Below are 15,874 nucleotides of genomic sequence, written 5' to 3' on the forward strand. Positions count from 1 at the left end.
CATGACATATCGTTCCTTGAGTTACCTGCATCTGCAAAGCCATTCTTTTTGTTGGTGAAATTCTTGCAGGGATAATCCCTGAGTTTCATTTCAGTACCTACAAAAAACCGACGATTTAGCTCATGCAAAACGTACAGAGACTTTTCTCGCAAGCGGCCCCAGTCCAAAACTGGAACCAAAAGTCGACGTGAGAATGCTCTTAAAGACTGATTGCCGTAAAGCGGATGCAAATATTAATCCAAGCGATCAAATGTAAATATAGATTTCGTGTGCATGGGCTCGCCCGGTTCAAGCGTACACTGGCCGAACCAAGGCTGGTTCGGCGCATCAATCCAACAATGCGGTTCAAGCGCAAGTCCCGCGCGAGGACCATAGCTGACGCCGATCAATCCATCACCTCGGATTGCAAGCCCGCTTCCGTCGTAAACCTGAAGCCCCGGCGCGGTCGAACGAAGTTCCATCGCAGCCCCCGGCGCGTAGACCCGTGCCATTTGCTGCAAAGGTCCAGAGGCATCGCGAAAACAGAAATGGTGGTCGAGCCCGATGGGCACGGCTCTGGGTCCGGTGAAGTCAAAACCAAGTGTTTCGGCGTTGATTGGTCCTGAAACAGGGATGCCTTTGTCTGTGGGAATGACTTGATCACTGTCGATCTGCAGGCAGTGACCCCCAATATCTGCCTTTCCATCGAGGTTGAAATAGAAATGCGGAGCCGGATTACACACTGTAGAGGCATCCGAACACGCCGTCACCTCGACCTGCAAGCTGGCACCTTGCAGCCGGTAGGTCACCGTCAAGTCCAGACGACCTGGAAACCCCATATGGCCGTCGGGCAAGGCATGCCCCAATGTGACATGTGCAGGCCCACGATCAAGAACGTCCCAGTTTCGGTGGCTGCACCCGTCGCGCCCACCATGAAGTGTGGTAATGCCCTGTTCATTCTTGTCCAGCTCGTGAAGGGTGCCGTTGACGGTAATCTGACCGCCTGAAATCCGGTTCGCCACGCGTCCGACAATCACTCCAAGATAGGCAGGATTGGATAAGTAGTTCAGCGGATTGGCATACCCGAGTACAAGCGGGGAGTGGTGCCCTTCAAGACGCAGATCCTGCAAACCCGCACCGAAGCTCAGCACCTTGGCGCACAGTTGATCAGATCGAAGCTCCACCGCGAGTAACGGACTGCCATCCGGCAGGGTGGTGACCTGCGTAACTGTCATAACTTGCGGCGTGCGATACCAGCCGGGGGAAGCACTCCGGCAGGGGTTTCAACCACCTTGCTGGTGTGGTTGAACCAGAACTCTTCGGTTGCGGTGCGGCGGGTGCGGATGCCTTCGGGCAGGGCGCGGATTTCCAGACCCGAACGCTCTCCTAGCAGCCCTACAAGCCGGTCCATTCCGTCCTCATCCAACCACGCCCCGCAATAGCTCTGCCCAGCCGCGCCCATTAACACAGGCGCGCCCGCGTCGGTCTGCATCAAAACGGGCGCTGTACCTTCCAGCTCTTCCACATACCCTGACACAGCCCCACCACCATCAAGCGAGATTGGCATATCGGGACGAAGGCTTTCCAGACGGGCCACAGTCACGTCCAGCCCTTCGATTGCTGGGGGCAGCGGAATGGGGATCTTGAACCCAGCGTCCCGCGCCCCTGTACGGGGGCCATAGCAGACATGGCCTTCGGCTATGGCGAGCGCAGCGCGCAATCCACCGGTCAGATGCATCAATCCCGGCGCCATGATCAGCTTGTAGCCTTCGAAATCCTTACAATTGGGCGCGACGATATCGACCGTTAGTCCTGCGCGGCGCAGCGCTTTGTAGTGGTCAAACACCAGCCCGAAATAGCTCAACCCCGTACCATGTGGTTGCGTGGCCCATGCCCAGTCAGAATCATAATCAAAGACAAGCGCGACCGGGGCTTGTGCGGGCTGGACGTTGGGCGCATCGGCAAGCTCACGGGCAACTTCTTGCGCTTCGGCCATAGCAGGCGCGTCTTTGCTGTCAGGGCGCAGCATTCCCGCATGCAATTGCTCCTGCGCGAACGAGGCCTGACGCCAGCGGAAGTAACACACGGCCTCGGCCCCGTGGGCGAAGGCCTCCCACGTCCAAAGACGGACCATGCCGGGCAGAGGCGACGGGTTATAGGGTGCCCAGTTCACCGGGCCGGGCTGCTGCTCCATCACCCACCAACGTCCGCGCCCAACAGCGCGGTAGAGGTCGTGGTGGAAGGCCTGAAAATCAGGATCACCTTGACGGGCATAGGCGCGTTGGCGGGCAGCGTCGGCCCCGACACGGTCTTCCAGAAAGCCCAAGGGATAGCTGTCCCATGTGGCGATATCCAAGTCCTCGCCCACCTTGTAATGGTCGAAATCCGTAATGCGTCCCATGTAGTTGTGCGAGATTGGAGCGTCGGAACGCTCCTTGATCTCGCACACCTGCACTTTGTTGAACGCCACCACCATATCCGAGCTATACCGCCGGAAGTCCTGCACATGGGCGGGATTGGGCTCGGTCACGGTCAGGTTTGGCAGGTCGACCTCATCAAAGCTGCGATACTCCATCGACCAGAAAATGTTGCCCCATGCCCGGTTCAAGGCGTCGACGGATTGGTATCGCTGTGCCAACCAATCGCGAAACCCGTCGCGGGCGGACTCGGAGTAGGAAATCGTCGTATCATGGCACCCGTATTCATTGTCGGTCTGCCATGCAGCCACATTGGGGTTCCGCCCATAGCGTTCAGCCATTAGGCGAGTGATGCGGCGGCTTTCCTCACGATAGCCCAAATGGCTGAAGCAATAGTGCCGGCGCGAGCCGAATTTGCGCGGATTACCGTCTGCATCGACGGCCAGCATGGCCGGGTGCTTGTCGATCATCCAGCGCGGAGGTGTTGCAGTAGGTGTGCCCAACACGACTTTCAAACCAGCCTTGCCCAACACCTCAATGGCGCTATCTAGCCAATCCCAGTGCAAATCGCCGGGGGTGGGCTCGAGCCGCGACCACGAGAACTCTCCGATCCGGACCCATGTCAGACCCGCACGGACCATGCGGGCAGCATCATCCTCCCACATGTCTTCGGGCCAATGTTCTGGGTAGTAGCAGGTGCCAAGCGTGCGTTTCATTTGCGCCTCAGAGAATGACCCGGTGTTCGGGTTGTCCAGTCGTATTGGTTTCGATGGCAAATGTCTTGCCCGCCATGTCGTCGCCTGACAACCCATCAGCGGCGGTGGTCACGAACAAGGTGCTCAGATCAGCCCCACCAAAGCAAGGGCAGGAGGCTTGGGGCGTAGGCACCGAGCGGGCTTCGATCAGCGACCCATCGGGAGCATAACAGGCAACGCGTGACGCGCCCCATTGAGCGTTCCAGAAATTTCCACGGGCGTCGATCACTGCGCCGTCCGCGCCAAAATCCTGATCACGCAAGTCCAGATAGACCTGCGGATCACCTTTCGGCCAGCCGTCGGCATCCAAGGCCTGCTGCATCACCCGCCCGTCCTTAGTGTCGGTGAAGTAAGCCATCCCGCCATCCGGACTGAAACAGATCGCATTCGATATGGTGATCTTACCAAAAAGCCTACGAAGCTCTCCGCGATAGTAACGATAGATCGCCCCTGCACCCTGTTCAGCATTGTAGCCCATGGTTCCGATCCAAAATCCACCCTGTGGATCTGCACGCCCGTCGTTCGAGCGCGTGACGGGATTGTCGGCTTCAAGTTCAGTCAGCTTTTCGCGCTTGCCGGTCTTGATCTCAAACCGCCACAGCGCGTTGGCGCTGGCCATTATCAGCTTGTCGTGATCGACCCAACCGGCGGCCGACACGCAATCGTCGAACGCCCACACCTGTTCATCCTGACCCCGACGCGTCAGAAGCTTCTTGCCAAGAATGTCGAACCAAAAGAACTGGGCGCGCTCTGGATGCCAGAACGCGCCTTCGCCAAGCGTGCAGATCGTGTGGGAAAACACACGCGCCGTCATGAGACTGCCGCGTCATAGGATGTCACGATTTCAGCGGCCAGCGTCCCAACTTCTTCGGCAGAGAACCCCGGTTTGTAGATGTTAGAGCCCAGACCGAAACCAGTGATGCCAGCGCTCAGCCAGTCAGCAAAATCCGCAGGGCCTACCCCTCCAACCGCATAGGTGTTGGTGTCCTTGGGCAGAACGGCCGAGAGCGCTTTGAACCCGTCCAGTCCCAGCTTGAAGGCCGGGAAGAACTTCAGGCCGTCCGCACCAGAGCGCAAGGCTGAAAACGCCTCGGTCGGGGTCAGAACACCGGGATAGGACAGCATGCCATGCGCCTTGGTCGCCCCAATCACGTCGGGGTTTGCATCGGGCGAAACAACCATCTGCGCGCCGATTGATGCCAGCCGTTCGACCGAGGTCACGTCCAGCACGGTGCCCGCCCCCAAAAGCGCCCGGTCGCCCGCTGCCTGTACCATGCGCTCGATGCTGTTGAACGGGTCGGGCGAGTTCAACGGGACTTCGATCTTAGTGATGCCCGCATCGATAAGCGCATCTAGAATATCGACAGCTTCATCCGGCTCGATACCGCGCAAAATGGCGATTATTTCGCGGCTCATGTCTGTGCCTCTTTTGCTTTTTCATAGGCGGCGGTCAGCCCAGCCAGCGTCATATTTTCAGCATCCACGCAGCGCACCATCGCGCCTTGGCTGTTCAACGCAGTTTCATAGGCACGGGCCACGGATCCTTCGCCCAGAATGATCACTTGCTGCCCCAGCCAATAGGGTTTGGCCGCGGCCAGTTCCGCCCCAATTAGCAGAGCGGACATGCGCGCTTTGGCCTTTGCCGCAGACAGATCGTTCAGCAACCCTTCAGCCCGAAGCGAAAAGAGCTTCGCGGCAAGGTCAGCCGGGCGTGACATGGTATCCGCCAGCGCGTCGATGAACGCCGCTTCATCCCAGCCGTCGGTATCGACAGAATGGCGCAGCACAGATTGCGACGACAGCAATGCGAAAATCTCGCCCGTCATGAACGTGCGGAAACTGACGATCTCACCGGCGCTGATATGCACCCATTTGTTGTGGGTGCCGGGCAGACACAGGATGCCGTCGAAATCTGGTTCCGAGGCAAGAAAGCCCGCGATCTGCGTTTCTTCTCCACGCATCACATCAGCAGGGCTGGACTGTTTCACGCCGGGCAGAATGCGGACGTCCCAACGCTTCGAAGCAACAAGGGTGGCAGCTTCGCTACCGGGCGGAGCGCAAGGCACGGCAACATAGGGGGCTTCGGCCCAGCCTTGGCGCGATCCGGCCATACCGCAGACAATCACGGGCAACCGCGCGTCAGATGCCAAATCAGACAAAAGATCATTCAGTACCGGTTCAAACTGATCCCGAGACAGACCGCCCATGCCCTTGTCGCTGTCACGACGATCCAGCACAGTGCCGTCATTCAGCCTGAGCCACGCCCGCATATGCGTCGTTCCCCAATCTACGGCGATCCAGTCTGGTGTCTGTCCCATAGGCTTCATCCTGTTACGACCACGCCGCCGTCCACGACGAGCGCCTGACCTGTGATCATCCGGCTGGCTTTCGATGCAAGGAAAAGAGTCGAAGATACAATATCCTCGGGGTCCAGATGCTCCTTCAAGCACTGACGCTCCAAATGCGCCGCAAGTGCCGCCGGTTCGGCCCACATATCGAGTTGTTTCTGGGTCAATACCCACCCCGGCGCCAGTGCATTTACCCGGATCTTGTCTGGCCCAAACTCGCGCGCAAGCGAGCGTGTCATTCCGTTGATCCCACTATTCGCGGTCGTATAGGCAGGATAGCCCATGTTCCCCATCATGTAGCTGATCGAGGTGAAGTTGATGATCGAACCACCGCCCGCGGCCTTCATCCCCGCCATTACCGCCTGACAGGCAAAGAAATAGGCTTTCAGATTGATCGCTTGCGCCCAATCCCAAAATTCTTCGGTAACTTCTTCTGTCGTGTGGCGCTGATCATTCGCGGCATTGTTCACCAGAGTGGTGATCTGGCCATTCAATGCGGCGCATTCCGCCATCGCGGCCTTCAAAGCGGGAATATCTGTGATGTCGCATTGAACGAAATGCGGGCGGTTGCCGGTTTTGGCTTCCATCTGATCCACAAACTCCGTCGCGTCCGAGCGGCCGACGAACCCCACCTTAGCCCCTTGGCGAAGGAAGCCTTCGGTCAGCGCGGCTCCAATGCCAGACCCACCTCCGGTGATAAAGACTGAAGCGTCTTTCAGATCGTGAAACGTGGCGTGGCTCATCAGTGGCTTTCCCTTGTGACAAGGCGGGTGTCTTTTCCGACAAGGAAATCCAGATCTGCGCCGTACTCAGCTTGCATCACGGTATCAATGTAAAGTTTTGCATAGCCGCGCGTGTAATGGGGCGGATCGGGTTGCCACGCGTCGCGACGGGCGTCCAGCTCCGCCTCATCCACGATCAACTCCAACGCGCCTTCCGAGGCACTCACGCGGATGCGGTCACCGGTTTTGACCAGCGCCAAGGGACCCCCAGCTTGAGCCTCGGGCGAGACATGCAGTATCACTGTGCCAAATGCTGTGCCCGACATCCGACCATCCGAAACACGGATCATGTCACGCACGCCTTCACGAACGAGCTTGGCTGGGATCGGCATGTTGCCAACTTCCGGCATGCCTGGATAGCCTTTCGGTCCGACCCCTTTCAGCACAAGGATCGTATCCGGCGTGACTGGAAGATCATCGCGGTCGATGTTGGCTTTCATGTCCTCGATATTCTCAAAAACAAATGCTTCGCCTTCGTGCTCCAGCAGGCGGTCGGTGGCCGCTGAGGGCTTCACAATGGCACCGTTCGGCGCGAGGTTGCCGCGTAGAACGCGCAAACCTGCCGCCGGTTTCACGGGATCTGCAAACGACTTGATGACATCATCGTTGTAGCATTCAGCACCCTTTGCATACGCGCTGATGTCACCCGCCAGAACAGTTTTTGCGCTGCGAAGATACCCCGCCTGTGCGAGTTCCTTCAGCACAACCGGCATTCCACCAGCGTAGCAGAAATCTTCCATCAGGTATTTCCCCGATGGCATACAGTTAACCAACAATGGGATATCGCTTCCCAGCTCAAAATCTTGGAGCGACAGGTCAACGCCAACACGTCCTGCCATCGCGAGAAGGTGTACGACGGCGTTGGTGGATCCTCCGACGGCTGCGTTTGCCAGGATTGCATTTTCGAACGCTTCTTTCGTCATGATGTCTGAAGGCTTGAGGTCTTCATCGACCATCTCGACAATCCGCTTGCCGGTCAGATGAGCAAGGGCCGCGCGCCGTGCATCTACGGCAGGCAGGGCCGCATTCGTCGGCAGGCTTAATCCCATCGCTTCAACAAGTGAGGCCATTGTGGACGCGGTACCCATCGTCATGCACACGCCTTTTGAGCGGCTCATCCCGCTTTCGGCTGCCATAAAGTCTTGAAGGGTCATATCACCCGCGCGCACGGCTTCAGAAAACTTCCAGACGTCAGTGCCAGAGCCAATGTCTTTGCCCTTCCATTTGCCGTTCAGCATTGGGCCAGAACTGACAACAATCGACGGAAGATCAACGCTCGCGGCCCCCATCAATTGGCCTGGCGTGGTTTTGTCGCAACCACCCAAAAGAACAACGCCGTCGATGCCATAGGCACGGATCGATTCCTCGACATCCATCGCAAGTAGGTTGCGAAACAGCATTGCTGTGGGTTTCATCTGGGTTTCGCCCAGCGACATGACAGGGAATTCGACCGGGAATCCGCCAGCCTCCCACACGCCGCGCTTCACGCCCTCGGCCAGATCGCGTAGGCCCGAGTTGCAGGGCGTGAGTTCGGACCATGTGTTACAGATACCAATAACAGGGCGGCCATCAAACGCGTGGTCGGGAAACCCCTGGTTTTTCATCCATGAACGGTGAATAAACCCGTCTTTGTCGAGCTTCCCATACCAATGTTGGCTGCGGCGTTTCTTGTTCATGCTGCTTTCCTAATTCGCGCCCATTCGGGCACCCAATCACCATGGGCGACCAACAGGTCACTGACAAGCGATCGGATCTGGCGCAGATCCAATTCCGCAGCAGTGTGAGGGTCCATCATCGCGGCGTGATAAAGATGTTCTGGGTTTTCATCCAGCAAAGCCCGAACGGTCAGTTCCTGAACGTTGATTTGTGTGCGCATCAGCGCAATCAATTGTGGCGGGATGTCCGTCACGACACTGGGCTGGACACCATTCATATCCACCAAACAGGGCGTTTCGACCGCTGCCCCCAAAGGCAGTTGCGGGATCTGACCAGTATTCGGCAAGTTTCCGTAGGCCGTATAGGACTGCCCCGTGACAATCGCGTTCATCATCTCGGCGGCGAATTCGTGGCTTTTCGGTACGTCGATCCCGGCAGCAGATTTCAGTGCAACCGCTTGCTCTTTCCATTCGTCCTGTTGCTCAATGCAACGCTTGGGATACTCATCCAGCGGAATTCCAAACTCGGCAATCAAGTCGTCACGGCCGTCCTTGATGAACCAAGGGACATATTCCGCGAAATGCTCAGAGCTTTCGGTGCAGAAGTACCCCAATTGCTCCATCACCTCATAGCGCACTTTGTTGCCACAACGAGGCATAAGAAGCGGAGGCTTGGGGAAACGGCCTGCGTGATACCCTTCGCCGAGTTTCGGATAGAGGCTGTTGCCAGCCGCATCTTCCAAGCGAAGGAAGAAAGCGACGTGGTTCACGCCCGCGACTTTGTATCGGATGTCAGCCTCGGCCATGTCCAGATCATGCGCCAGTTCCTGGACCGTGTTTTGCACCGAATGGCAAAGCCCGACCTGTTTGATATGCGGGAAGCGTTCCGCAAGCGCCCAAGTGTTGATTGCCATCGGATTCACGTACTGCATCAATAGTGCATCCGGGCAGACTGCCTCCATGTCACGCGCAACGGACCACAGATGAGGCACGGTTCTCAGACCGCGCATGATGCCGCCAATACCCAGTGTATCGGCAATGGTTTGGCGCAAACCATACTGCTTGGGCAGCTCAAAATCTGTGATCGTGCACGGATCATAGCCCCCAATCTGGAATGCCGTGACGACGAAATCCGCTCCTTCCAAGGCGCGGCGTTGATCCGAATAGGTTTCAACAACAGCACCGGACCCCATGGTCGCGATCATTTTCCTCGCCACAAGCTCGCTTTCGGCAAGCCGAATGTGGTCGATATCCATCAGCGCAATCGTGGCGTCTTTCAGCGCCTCGAAATGCAGCATGTCGCCCACGATGTTCTTCATGAAAATCGTTGAGCCGGCACCAATGAAGGTGAGTTTGGTCATTTAACAGCTCCGAGTGTGAGACCAGCGATGAAATGGCGTTGCATCAGGAAGAACATGGCCACCGGCGGCAAGGCCGCGACGATGGAACCTGCGCTCATCAAATGATACTGCGCCACGAACTGCGAGTTGAACGATGTGATCCCGGCTGTCACGGGCTGTGCGTCCGGCCCCTGTGTCAGAACAATCGCCCAGAAATAATCGTTCCAGATGAAGGTGAAGATCAGGACAGACAGTGCGGCAATGGCAGGCTTCATCAGGGGCAGTACGACGTACCAGAAGATGCGCCATTCTGCGATACCTTCGACGCGAGCGGCTTCGATCAGTTCGAACGGCAATGCACGAATGAAGTTGCGCATGAAGAGTGTGCAGAACCCGGTTTGAAACGCAATGTGAAACAGGACCAGCCCCAGCTTGGTGTCATATAGGCCAGCCGATACGGTCAAGTCGCGCACCGGAACCATCAGGATCTGGAACGGAACGAAGTTGCCCGCGATGAACATGAAAAAGATCAGCAGGTTGCCACGAAAGCGGTAGATGCCCAGCGCGAACCCCGTCATGCAGGATAGGGCCACAGCGCCAATTACCGTCGGGACTGTGATCAGGACCGAGTTCAGCATGTATCGCGGCATGTCTGACTCAAGGAAAACCTTGCCGTAGTTGGTGAAGAACTCGAACGAGGTCGGCATCCCCCAATAGTTGCCATTGGTGAAATCTGCCAGCGGACGGACCGAGAAAAGCGCCACTGCCAGCAGGGGCAGAAGCCACATGATCAGAACGAGGGGTACCAGCGCCTGATAGGTAACCTGTGCGCCGCGCGACCGTTTTTCGATAGGTGTTGGAAACATCGTCTTACCTCCGCGCCGCTTTTTCGTCTTGGTACATCTGCCACAGGAAGTAGCCGATGAAGACCAGCATGATCAGGAACAGCACCACCGCGATGGCCGAGCCGTACCCCATGCGGAACCCGTATTCCGACAGCGCTTTTTCAAACATGTAGAAGCTAAGCACGCGGGTCGATCCGAATGGTCCACCATTGGTCATGATCGAAATCAGGTCGAACGAGCGCAGCGCGCCAATTATGGTCACCACGAACGCAATGAATGTTGCGGGTTTCAATTGTGGCAGGATCACATGCCAGAGCATCCTCCAGCCTTTCGCGCCATCCAAACGTCCAGCTTCGATCTGCTCGGGATCAACGGCATTCAGTCCGGTGAGATACAGGATCATGCAATACGCCGTCTGAGGCCAAAGGCCCGCGGCGATGATCCCATAGGTGGCGGTGTTTGGATTGCCCAGAATGCCGCCACGCACATCAATGCCGAACCAACCGGTGATGATGTCGAACAAGCCGACATTGGGCAGGTAGAACCAGCTGAACACCAAGCCGACGACCACTTGGCTGAGCACGAAAGGGAAGAAGAAGAGCGACTTGTAAAGCCGGATCCCCACAATGGTCTGATTCAGGAAGAGCGCGATGAACAGACCTGCCGGAATGGCCAGCAGATACAGCGCCAGCCATTTCACGTTGTTCCAAAGCGAGATCTCGAACGCGCGGTCACCGACAAGTTCTTGATAGTTGCCAATGCCTACATACGTTGCCTCTCCCAACCCGTCCCACTCGTAGAGCGAAATATTGAAGCTCTGTCCAATCGGAATGATCACGTAGATGGCGAAGAACAGAATGCCCGGAGCTAAGAACAGCAAGGGCGTCAAGATCATCCGGTTGCGCCGGGCCCAGCTCATGTCAGATTGCGCGGTAGACATCGCGTTCCTCCCTTGGACACGTCATGGGGAAGCCCCGTAAAGCTTGCCGATAGCGTGCGATGGTTGTGTTGATGCCGCAAGGGGCAAGCGCCCCACGCATGACACGTGGGGCACCTGTGAGAAATTATTTGTAGATACGCTGACGTGCGTCTTCCAAACGGTTCAGGATGTCTTCCAGATTGTCCGGGAACACCATGAACTCCTGCAGGCCTTCCATGCCAACCGACGCCATTTCGGCGGGGAAGTCACGGTCGAAGAACTGCGCGATTCCGCCTGTGGCGTTGTTCGACAGCATCTCGAAGCCCTGTTTGATGAACTCGTCATCTGCCACGGATGCATTCGCGTTCACGGGCAGCTGACCAAGGCCATCCGGGCCGTTGATCTTTGTCTGCACATCCGGCGACGTCACAAACTGCAGGAACGCACGCGCTGCTGCTTTGTTCTGCGCGTTCGATGCGATGTGGAACGTGTCGGTCGGGGCGTCTTCACCCATCGGCACGTCTGCGATCTTCGGGAACTGGTAGAAGTCGATTTGATCATCTGTCAGGCCAGCTTCACGCAAGTGAGGCACCACGAAGTTACCCATCAGGTAAGCCGTTGCTTCACCGTTCACGAAGAAGGGCAGAGCTTCCTGCCAGCTGTAGGTCTGGTGGTCGTCAATGAAGGCGCCCATATCGATCAGCTTGCGCCAGTTGGCGAAAGTTGCACGAACTTCGTCCGACGTCCATTCTGCCTCACCAGTCGCAAGCTTCATATGGAAGTCAAACCCATTGGTGCGCATGTTCAGATAGTCAAACCAGCCACCCGCAGTCCACAGGAACTTCGACCCGATGGTGTAGCACTTGCGGCCCGAATCGACGATCTTCTGACAGTTGGCAATCTCTTCATCGAATGTGGCGGGCTCGGTCAGGCCCAGCTCGTTAAAGATATCTTCGCGGTAGTAGATACCCCACTGATAGTACGTGTACGGCACGCCGTACTGCTTGCCGTCCATGGTCATCGCGCCTTTGACGCTGTCCAGTCCGGGCAGGTCGCCGTTTGCGTACATGTCCGAAATATCCTCGAACAGGCCAGCGTTCACATAGGGAGCCATACGGTTGGCCGCGTACCAGTTGATCACATCGGGCGGATTCGCCGTAAGTGCGTTACGAATCTGGCTTTTCCAGGCTTCGCGGTCCACGACTTCCAGCTCGACAGTCAGGCCGGAATGCATGGCGTCAAAGTCAGCCGCCAGGCCTTCCATGATCGCGCGCGGAGCCGGGTTAGACATATCCGAGATGATACGAAGTGTGCCCGACAAATCCTCGGCCATAGCCGAGGTCGCCAGACCTGCGGTGACAGCCACTGCAGCAACAGAAGCTTTCATTGAATTCAGCATGAGTTTCCTCCCAAGGTTTTCAGCCAATTCTTAGTTCCATATATTGAAACTTACGTTCAACTATTGAAACTATGCGAAATCAAGGTTACAGATGTCAACAGTTTCCTTAGGAGGACGGGAAACAGGAGGAGAGTCATATGGGTTCAATGGAGACGCCCCCAGAGGCCACCGGCGGCACAGTCGGGAAGGCACTGCACGTATTGGATATGGTTGCTGAAAAAATGCGGCCGGTCAGGTTCAATGACGTACTGGCCAATTCGCCCTATCCCAAAGCGACGCTGTATCGCCTGCTGCAAACCCTGACCACACAGGGGCTGCTTAGCTATGACGAAGAACGCCAGACCTATGCGCCCGGAATGCGCCTTGTACGTTTGGCGCATTCGGCGTGGCGTCAAAGCTCGCTTGCTCCGGTCGCACGACCGTTTCTGGACGCGCTGTCACAAGAGGTCGGCGAAACGATTCACTTGGCTCAGATCGACCACGGGCAGGTGCTATATGTCGACAAGCGAAACGCCGCCCAGCCGGTCGAGATGTTCTCGCAAGCGGGCAAGGTTGGCCCCGGATATTGTACCGGAGTTGGCAAAGCCATGATGGCGTTTCTAAAGCCCGCCGACCAAGAACAGGCCATCCAGAATCAGTCTTTCTTCAGACATACGGAACACACGCTAACTAACGCTGATGCACTGCGCTCCGAGTTTGCCGAGATTCGCGAAGAGGGCGTTGCCTACGACCGAGAAGAACACGAGCCCGGCATCATTTGTATTGCCGCGCCCATCCTGTCTTCAAACTCCCGCGTGATCGGAGCACTTTCGATCACAACCACCACTCACAAATACTCGCTGGAAGCACTGAACGAACTGCGTCCGCTGCTTCTGAACGCCGCAAATGAGATCGCCCAAGCTGCCGAAAACTGGCAGTTTCCCAGCTCGTAAATAGGAGAGTTCACCATGTCAGGCGTAACGCTCACGAATGCCATCAAGAAATACGGCGACATTCAGGTCATCCACGATATCGACCTGCAAATCGACAATGGCGAGTTTTGCGTCTTCGTCGGCCCATCAGGCTGCGGCAAGTCCACACTACTGCGGATGATCGCCGGGCTCGAGGAAACGACCGGTGGAGAAATCCGGATCGGCGAACGCGACGTGACCCATGTGGATGCCTCTGAACGTGGCGTGGCGATGGTTTTTCAAACCTATGCGTTGTACCCGCATATGTCGGTCGAAGAAAACATGGGGTTCGGCCTGAGGATGAACGGTCACCCCAAGGACGAGATTAAAGCCAAGGTTGGCGAGGCCAGTCGAATCCTGAAGCTGGATGACTATCTGAAGCGCAAGCCCAAGGCACTTTCTGGAGGGCAGCGTCAGCGCGTCGCCATCGGACGCGCAATTGTACGTGGCCCCGAGGTGTTCCTGTTTGACGAACCCCTGTCGAACCTCGACGCAGAGCTGCGGGTGGACATGCGCGTTGAAATTGCCCGCCTACACAAGGAAATCGGCGCCACGATGATCTACGTGACCCACGATCAGGTCGAAGCAATGACGCTTGCCGACAAGATCGTTGTTCTGCGCGCCGGTCTGATTGAACAGGTTGGCAGCCCGATGGACCTGTATAATGACCCAGACAACAAATTTGTAGCGGGCTTCATTGGTTCGCCCGCCATGAATTTCCTTGAAGGCGTCGTGAAGGGTGGCAGCGTTGTGTTGGAGAGCCTGGGTGAGCGCGTGGTGAACACCTCGGTTGCGTTGCCCGGTGACGGGTCGAAAGTGTTGGTGGGTGTGCGCCCGCAACACTTGAAGATTGAAGCCGGAGACGGTGGCGCACGCCTTGACCTGCGCGAACGACTTGGCGGTGTTTCATATGACTATCTGATCACCGGCACCGGTGAAAAAATCATTGTCGAAAACCGAACCGCAGACACCCTGCCCGAAGGCAGCAATGTGGTCGTTGGCTTTGATGACACGGATGCGATGTTCTTCGACGCCGCGACCGAGAAACGCCTCCGCTGACATCGGGCACATAGCACCTCTACCGCCTTAATGGGCGGTGGAGTCCGGCAATCCTGCGCCCAAGGTGGATTTGCACCCGCGCGTGACATCTGTCCTCATCACGGATGAGCCCAACACGGATATTTTGGATCGAAGATGATGGCGCGCGCGGTTTTCGCAATGCGGACAATGGTCAATCAGGACAAACACGGGTTAATCGAGCCTCAAATCCAGGCAGGAAATGTCGGCCACAACGCCCGCGCTATTGGCGCAGCCAGTAGCCCTATTTTCTCGCAATTCCTACTGAACACCAATGCCGGACTTTCAGCGATTTGACGCGGCACGTCAAATCCAACCTTTGTTCGCTTCTATACTCATAGCCGGGAGCCTAGGGTCAAAACCGGACGTTTGCACCGAAGAGGTGAATGGTAGCTCAGTCCCGCTCAGCAGACCTTAATGCAATGTGCAACGAATGTCCGTTCTCCGCCCCTTTTTATCATTCGATTGTCCACTCTTTTGATTTCCTATGTTGGGCACCCTTGACGCCCAGAAGCGCATGAAATATGTCCTATTTTCACTGCGCGGGCGTTGTGTAGTGGTAAGACCTTAGCCTTCCAAGCTAATGACGCGGGTTCGATTCCCGCCGCCCGCTCCAAACCTTCCCAACATTCTCGGATTTGCGTTCGTCAGGGTCTGGATATTGTGTTTAATACCACTATGGTAGCGCAACCAATATCTGGGGGATGCTCGTGAAACGATCGCGCATAAATACCATCATGGCGGAAGCAGACGCGTTGATCCGCCAACATGGATTTGCCTTGCCCCCGTTTGCGTATTGGTCGCCGGATAAATTCATGGCGCGCAAGGATGACGCCCAGCACCTGATCAACGCGCGTTGCGGGTGGGACATTACCGATTACGGAGATGGGCACTTTGACGAGATGGGCTTGTTCCTATTTACCCTCCGCAACGGGCGACTGGATGATCTGAAGCGCGGAACCGGCATGTGTTATGCAGAAAAGCTTCTAATCTCACGCCAGGATCAGCTCAGCCCCATGCACACCCATGTGATCAAGGCTGAGGATATCATCAATCGCGGCGGCGCTACCTTGGTGGTCGAGCTTTTCGGATCGGATGATGATGGCCGTTTTGCTGAAGACAAAGGTGGCACGGTGTTTTGTGACGGCATTCGACGCGACTTTGCACCAGGCGAGAAGCTGAAATTTGCACCCGGGGAAAGCGTGACCTTGATGCCCGGTGACTGGCACGCTTTCTGGGGTGAAGGAGGCGATGTCCTGATCGGCGAAGTCTCGACCGTAAATGACGACGAAACCGACAACATCTTCCGCGAGCCCATTGGCCGCTTCGCCGAGATCGAAGAGGACGAAGACCCGACCCACCTGTTGGTCAGCGATTATTCAAAGTGGTTGGGGTAAGCCAAAACGGC

14 protein-coding genes and 1 tRNA gene are annotated in these 15,874 nt (G+C 56.8%); 4 read left to right on the plus strand and 11 right to left on the minus strand.

Annotation, left to right across the window (positions count from 1 at the left end; all coding sequences use genetic code 11):
- Positions 1-233: 233 nt before the first annotated feature.
- From MWU55_RS02210 to MWU55_RS02260, 11 genes are all read right to left on the minus strand, one after another.
- Positions 234-1,214 carry an aldose epimerase family protein gene (locus tag MWU55_RS02210; protein WP_246934068.1) on the minus strand — a complete coding sequence of 327 codons (981 nt, stop codon included), beginning with the start codon at positions 1,212-1,214 and terminating at the stop codon, positions 234-236.
- A complete protein-coding gene (locus tag MWU55_RS02215; RefSeq protein ID WP_246934069.1) occupies positions 1,211-3,112 on the minus strand; it encodes a beta-galactosidase in 1,902 nt (633 codons plus the stop codon). Before MWU55_RS02215 ends, MWU55_RS02210 begins: the two co-directional genes overlap by 4 nt.
- 7 nt (positions 3,113-3,119) lie before the next feature.
- On the minus strand, positions 3,120-3,965 hold the full coding sequence (locus tag MWU55_RS02220; protein WP_246934070.1) for an SMP-30/gluconolactonase/LRE family protein: 846 nt from the start codon (positions 3,963-3,965) through the stop codon (positions 3,120-3,122).
- The gene (locus MWU55_RS02225) at positions 3,962-4,567 is read right to left on the minus strand and encodes a 2-dehydro-3-deoxy-6-phosphogalactonate aldolase (protein ID WP_246934071.1); all 606 of its coding nucleotides are present in this window, start codon (positions 4,565-4,567) and stop codon (positions 3,962-3,964) included. Before MWU55_RS02225 ends, MWU55_RS02220 begins: the two co-directional genes overlap by 4 nt.
- Positions 4,564-5,469: a 2-dehydro-3-deoxygalactonokinase gene (locus tag MWU55_RS02230; RefSeq protein ID WP_246934072.1), complete on the minus strand. Its 906-nt coding sequence runs from the start codon at positions 5,467-5,469 to the stop codon at positions 4,564-4,566. The genes MWU55_RS02225 and MWU55_RS02230 overlap by 4 nt, the downstream gene beginning before the upstream one ends.
- A 5-nt stretch (positions 5,470-5,474) precedes the next feature.
- Positions 5,475-6,242 carry an SDR family oxidoreductase gene (locus tag MWU55_RS02235; RefSeq protein ID WP_246934073.1) on the minus strand — a complete coding sequence of 256 codons (768 nt, stop codon included), beginning with the start codon at positions 6,240-6,242 and terminating at the stop codon, positions 5,475-5,477.
- The gene (locus tag MWU55_RS02240; protein WP_246934074.1) at positions 6,242-7,957 is read right to left on the minus strand and encodes an IlvD/Edd family dehydratase; all 1,716 of its coding nucleotides are present in this window, start codon (positions 7,955-7,957) and stop codon (positions 6,242-6,244) included. The genes MWU55_RS02235 and MWU55_RS02240 overlap by 1 nt, the downstream gene beginning before the upstream one ends.
- On the minus strand, positions 7,954-9,297 hold the full coding sequence (locus MWU55_RS02245; RefSeq protein WP_246934075.1) for an alpha-glucosidase/alpha-galactosidase: 1,344 nt from the start codon (positions 9,295-9,297) through the stop codon (positions 7,954-7,956). Before MWU55_RS02245 ends, MWU55_RS02240 begins: the two co-directional genes overlap by 4 nt.
- A complete protein-coding gene (locus MWU55_RS02250) occupies positions 9,294-10,142 on the minus strand; it encodes a carbohydrate ABC transporter permease (RefSeq protein WP_246934076.1) in 849 nt (282 codons plus the stop codon). The genes MWU55_RS02245 and MWU55_RS02250 overlap by 4 nt, the downstream gene beginning before the upstream one ends.
- A gap of 4 nt (positions 10,143-10,146) precedes the next feature.
- The gene (locus MWU55_RS02255; RefSeq protein WP_246934077.1) at positions 10,147-11,061 is read right to left on the minus strand and encodes a sugar ABC transporter permease; all 915 of its coding nucleotides are present in this window, start codon (positions 11,059-11,061) and stop codon (positions 10,147-10,149) included.
- A gap of 124 nt (positions 11,062-11,185) precedes the next feature.
- Positions 11,186-12,439, minus strand: a complete 1,254-nt coding sequence (locus MWU55_RS02260; RefSeq protein WP_246934078.1) for an ABC transporter substrate-binding protein — start codon at positions 12,437-12,439, stop codon at positions 11,186-11,188.
- A gap of 137 nt (positions 12,440-12,576) precedes the next feature.
- On the opposite strand from MWU55_RS02260, the gene MWU55_RS02265 reads away from it, so the two are divergent.
- The 4 genes from MWU55_RS02265 to MWU55_RS02280 all read left to right on the plus strand — a co-directional run bounded on the left by MWU55_RS02265 (position 12,577) and on the right by MWU55_RS02280 (position 15,863).
- Positions 12,577-13,371 (plus strand): IclR family transcriptional regulator, encoded by a 795-nt coding sequence (locus MWU55_RS02265; protein ID WP_246934079.1) that lies wholly within the window; start codon positions 12,577-12,579, stop codon positions 13,369-13,371.
- Between the two features lie 15 nt (positions 13,372-13,386).
- Positions 13,387-14,448 carry a sn-glycerol-3-phosphate ABC transporter ATP-binding protein UgpC gene (gene ugpC, locus MWU55_RS02270; protein WP_246934080.1) on the plus strand — a complete coding sequence of 354 codons (1,062 nt, stop codon included), beginning with the start codon at positions 13,387-13,389 and terminating at the stop codon, positions 14,446-14,448.
- 560 nt (positions 14,449-15,008) lie between these two features.
- Positions 15,009-15,082: transfer RNA gene (locus MWU55_RS02275), tRNA-Gly, on the plus strand.
- Positions 15,083-15,176: 94 nt separating this feature from the next.
- Positions 15,177-15,863, plus strand: a complete 687-nt coding sequence (locus MWU55_RS02280; protein ID WP_246934081.1) for a D-lyxose/D-mannose family sugar isomerase — start codon at positions 15,177-15,179, stop codon at positions 15,861-15,863.
- The last annotated feature ends 11 nt before the right edge of the window (positions 15,864-15,874 follow it).

The organism is Aliiroseovarius sp. F20344 (assembly GCF_023016155.1).
In the GTDB taxonomy this organism is placed as follows: Bacteria; Pseudomonadota; Alphaproteobacteria; order Rhodobacterales; family Rhodobacteraceae; genus Aliiroseovarius.

Bases quoted from the DNA above. Each gene is read 5' to 3' on its own strand.
- MWU55_RS02210 (WP_246934068.1), bottom strand. From the start codon at position 1,214: ATGACAGTTACGCAGGTCACCACCCTGCCGGATGGCAGTCCGTTACTC.
- MWU55_RS02215 (WP_246934069.1), bottom strand. From the start codon at position 3,112: ATGAAACGCACGCTTGGCACCTGCTACTACCCAGAACATTGGCCCGAA.
- MWU55_RS02220 (WP_246934070.1), bottom strand. From the start codon at position 3,965: ATGACGGCGCGTGTGTTTTCCCACACGATCTGCACGCTTGGCGAAGGC.
- MWU55_RS02225 (WP_246934071.1), bottom strand. From the start codon at position 4,567: ATGAGCCGCGAAATAATCGCCATTTTGCGCGGTATCGAGCCGGATGAA.
- MWU55_RS02230 (WP_246934072.1), bottom strand. From the start codon at position 5,469: ATGGGACAGACACCAGACTGGATCGCCGTAGATTGGGGAACGACGCAT.
- MWU55_RS02235 (WP_246934073.1), bottom strand. From the start codon at position 6,242: ATGAGCCACGCCACGTTTCACGATCTGAAAGACGCTTCAGTCTTTATC.
- MWU55_RS02240 (WP_246934074.1), bottom strand. From the start codon at position 7,957: ATGAACAAGAAACGCCGCAGCCAACATTGGTATGGGAAGCTCGACAAA.
- MWU55_RS02245 (WP_246934075.1), bottom strand. From the start codon at position 9,297: ATGACCAAACTCACCTTCATTGGTGCCGGCTCAACGATTTTCATGAAG.
- MWU55_RS02250 (WP_246934076.1), bottom strand. From the start codon at position 10,142: ATGTTTCCAACACCTATCGAAAAACGGTCGCGCGGCGCACAGGTTACC.
- MWU55_RS02255 (WP_246934077.1), bottom strand. From the start codon at position 11,061: ATGTCTACCGCGCAATCTGACATGAGCTGGGCCCGGCGCAACCGGATG.
- MWU55_RS02260 (WP_246934078.1), bottom strand. From the start codon at position 12,439: ATGCTGAATTCAATGAAAGCTTCTGTTGCTGCAGTGGCTGTCACCGCA.
- MWU55_RS02265 (WP_246934079.1), top strand. From the start codon at position 12,577: ATGGGTTCAATGGAGACGCCCCCAGAGGCCACCGGCGGCACAGTCGGG.
- ugpC (WP_246934080.1), top strand. From the start codon at position 13,387: ATGTCAGGCGTAACGCTCACGAATGCCATCAAGAAATACGGCGACATT.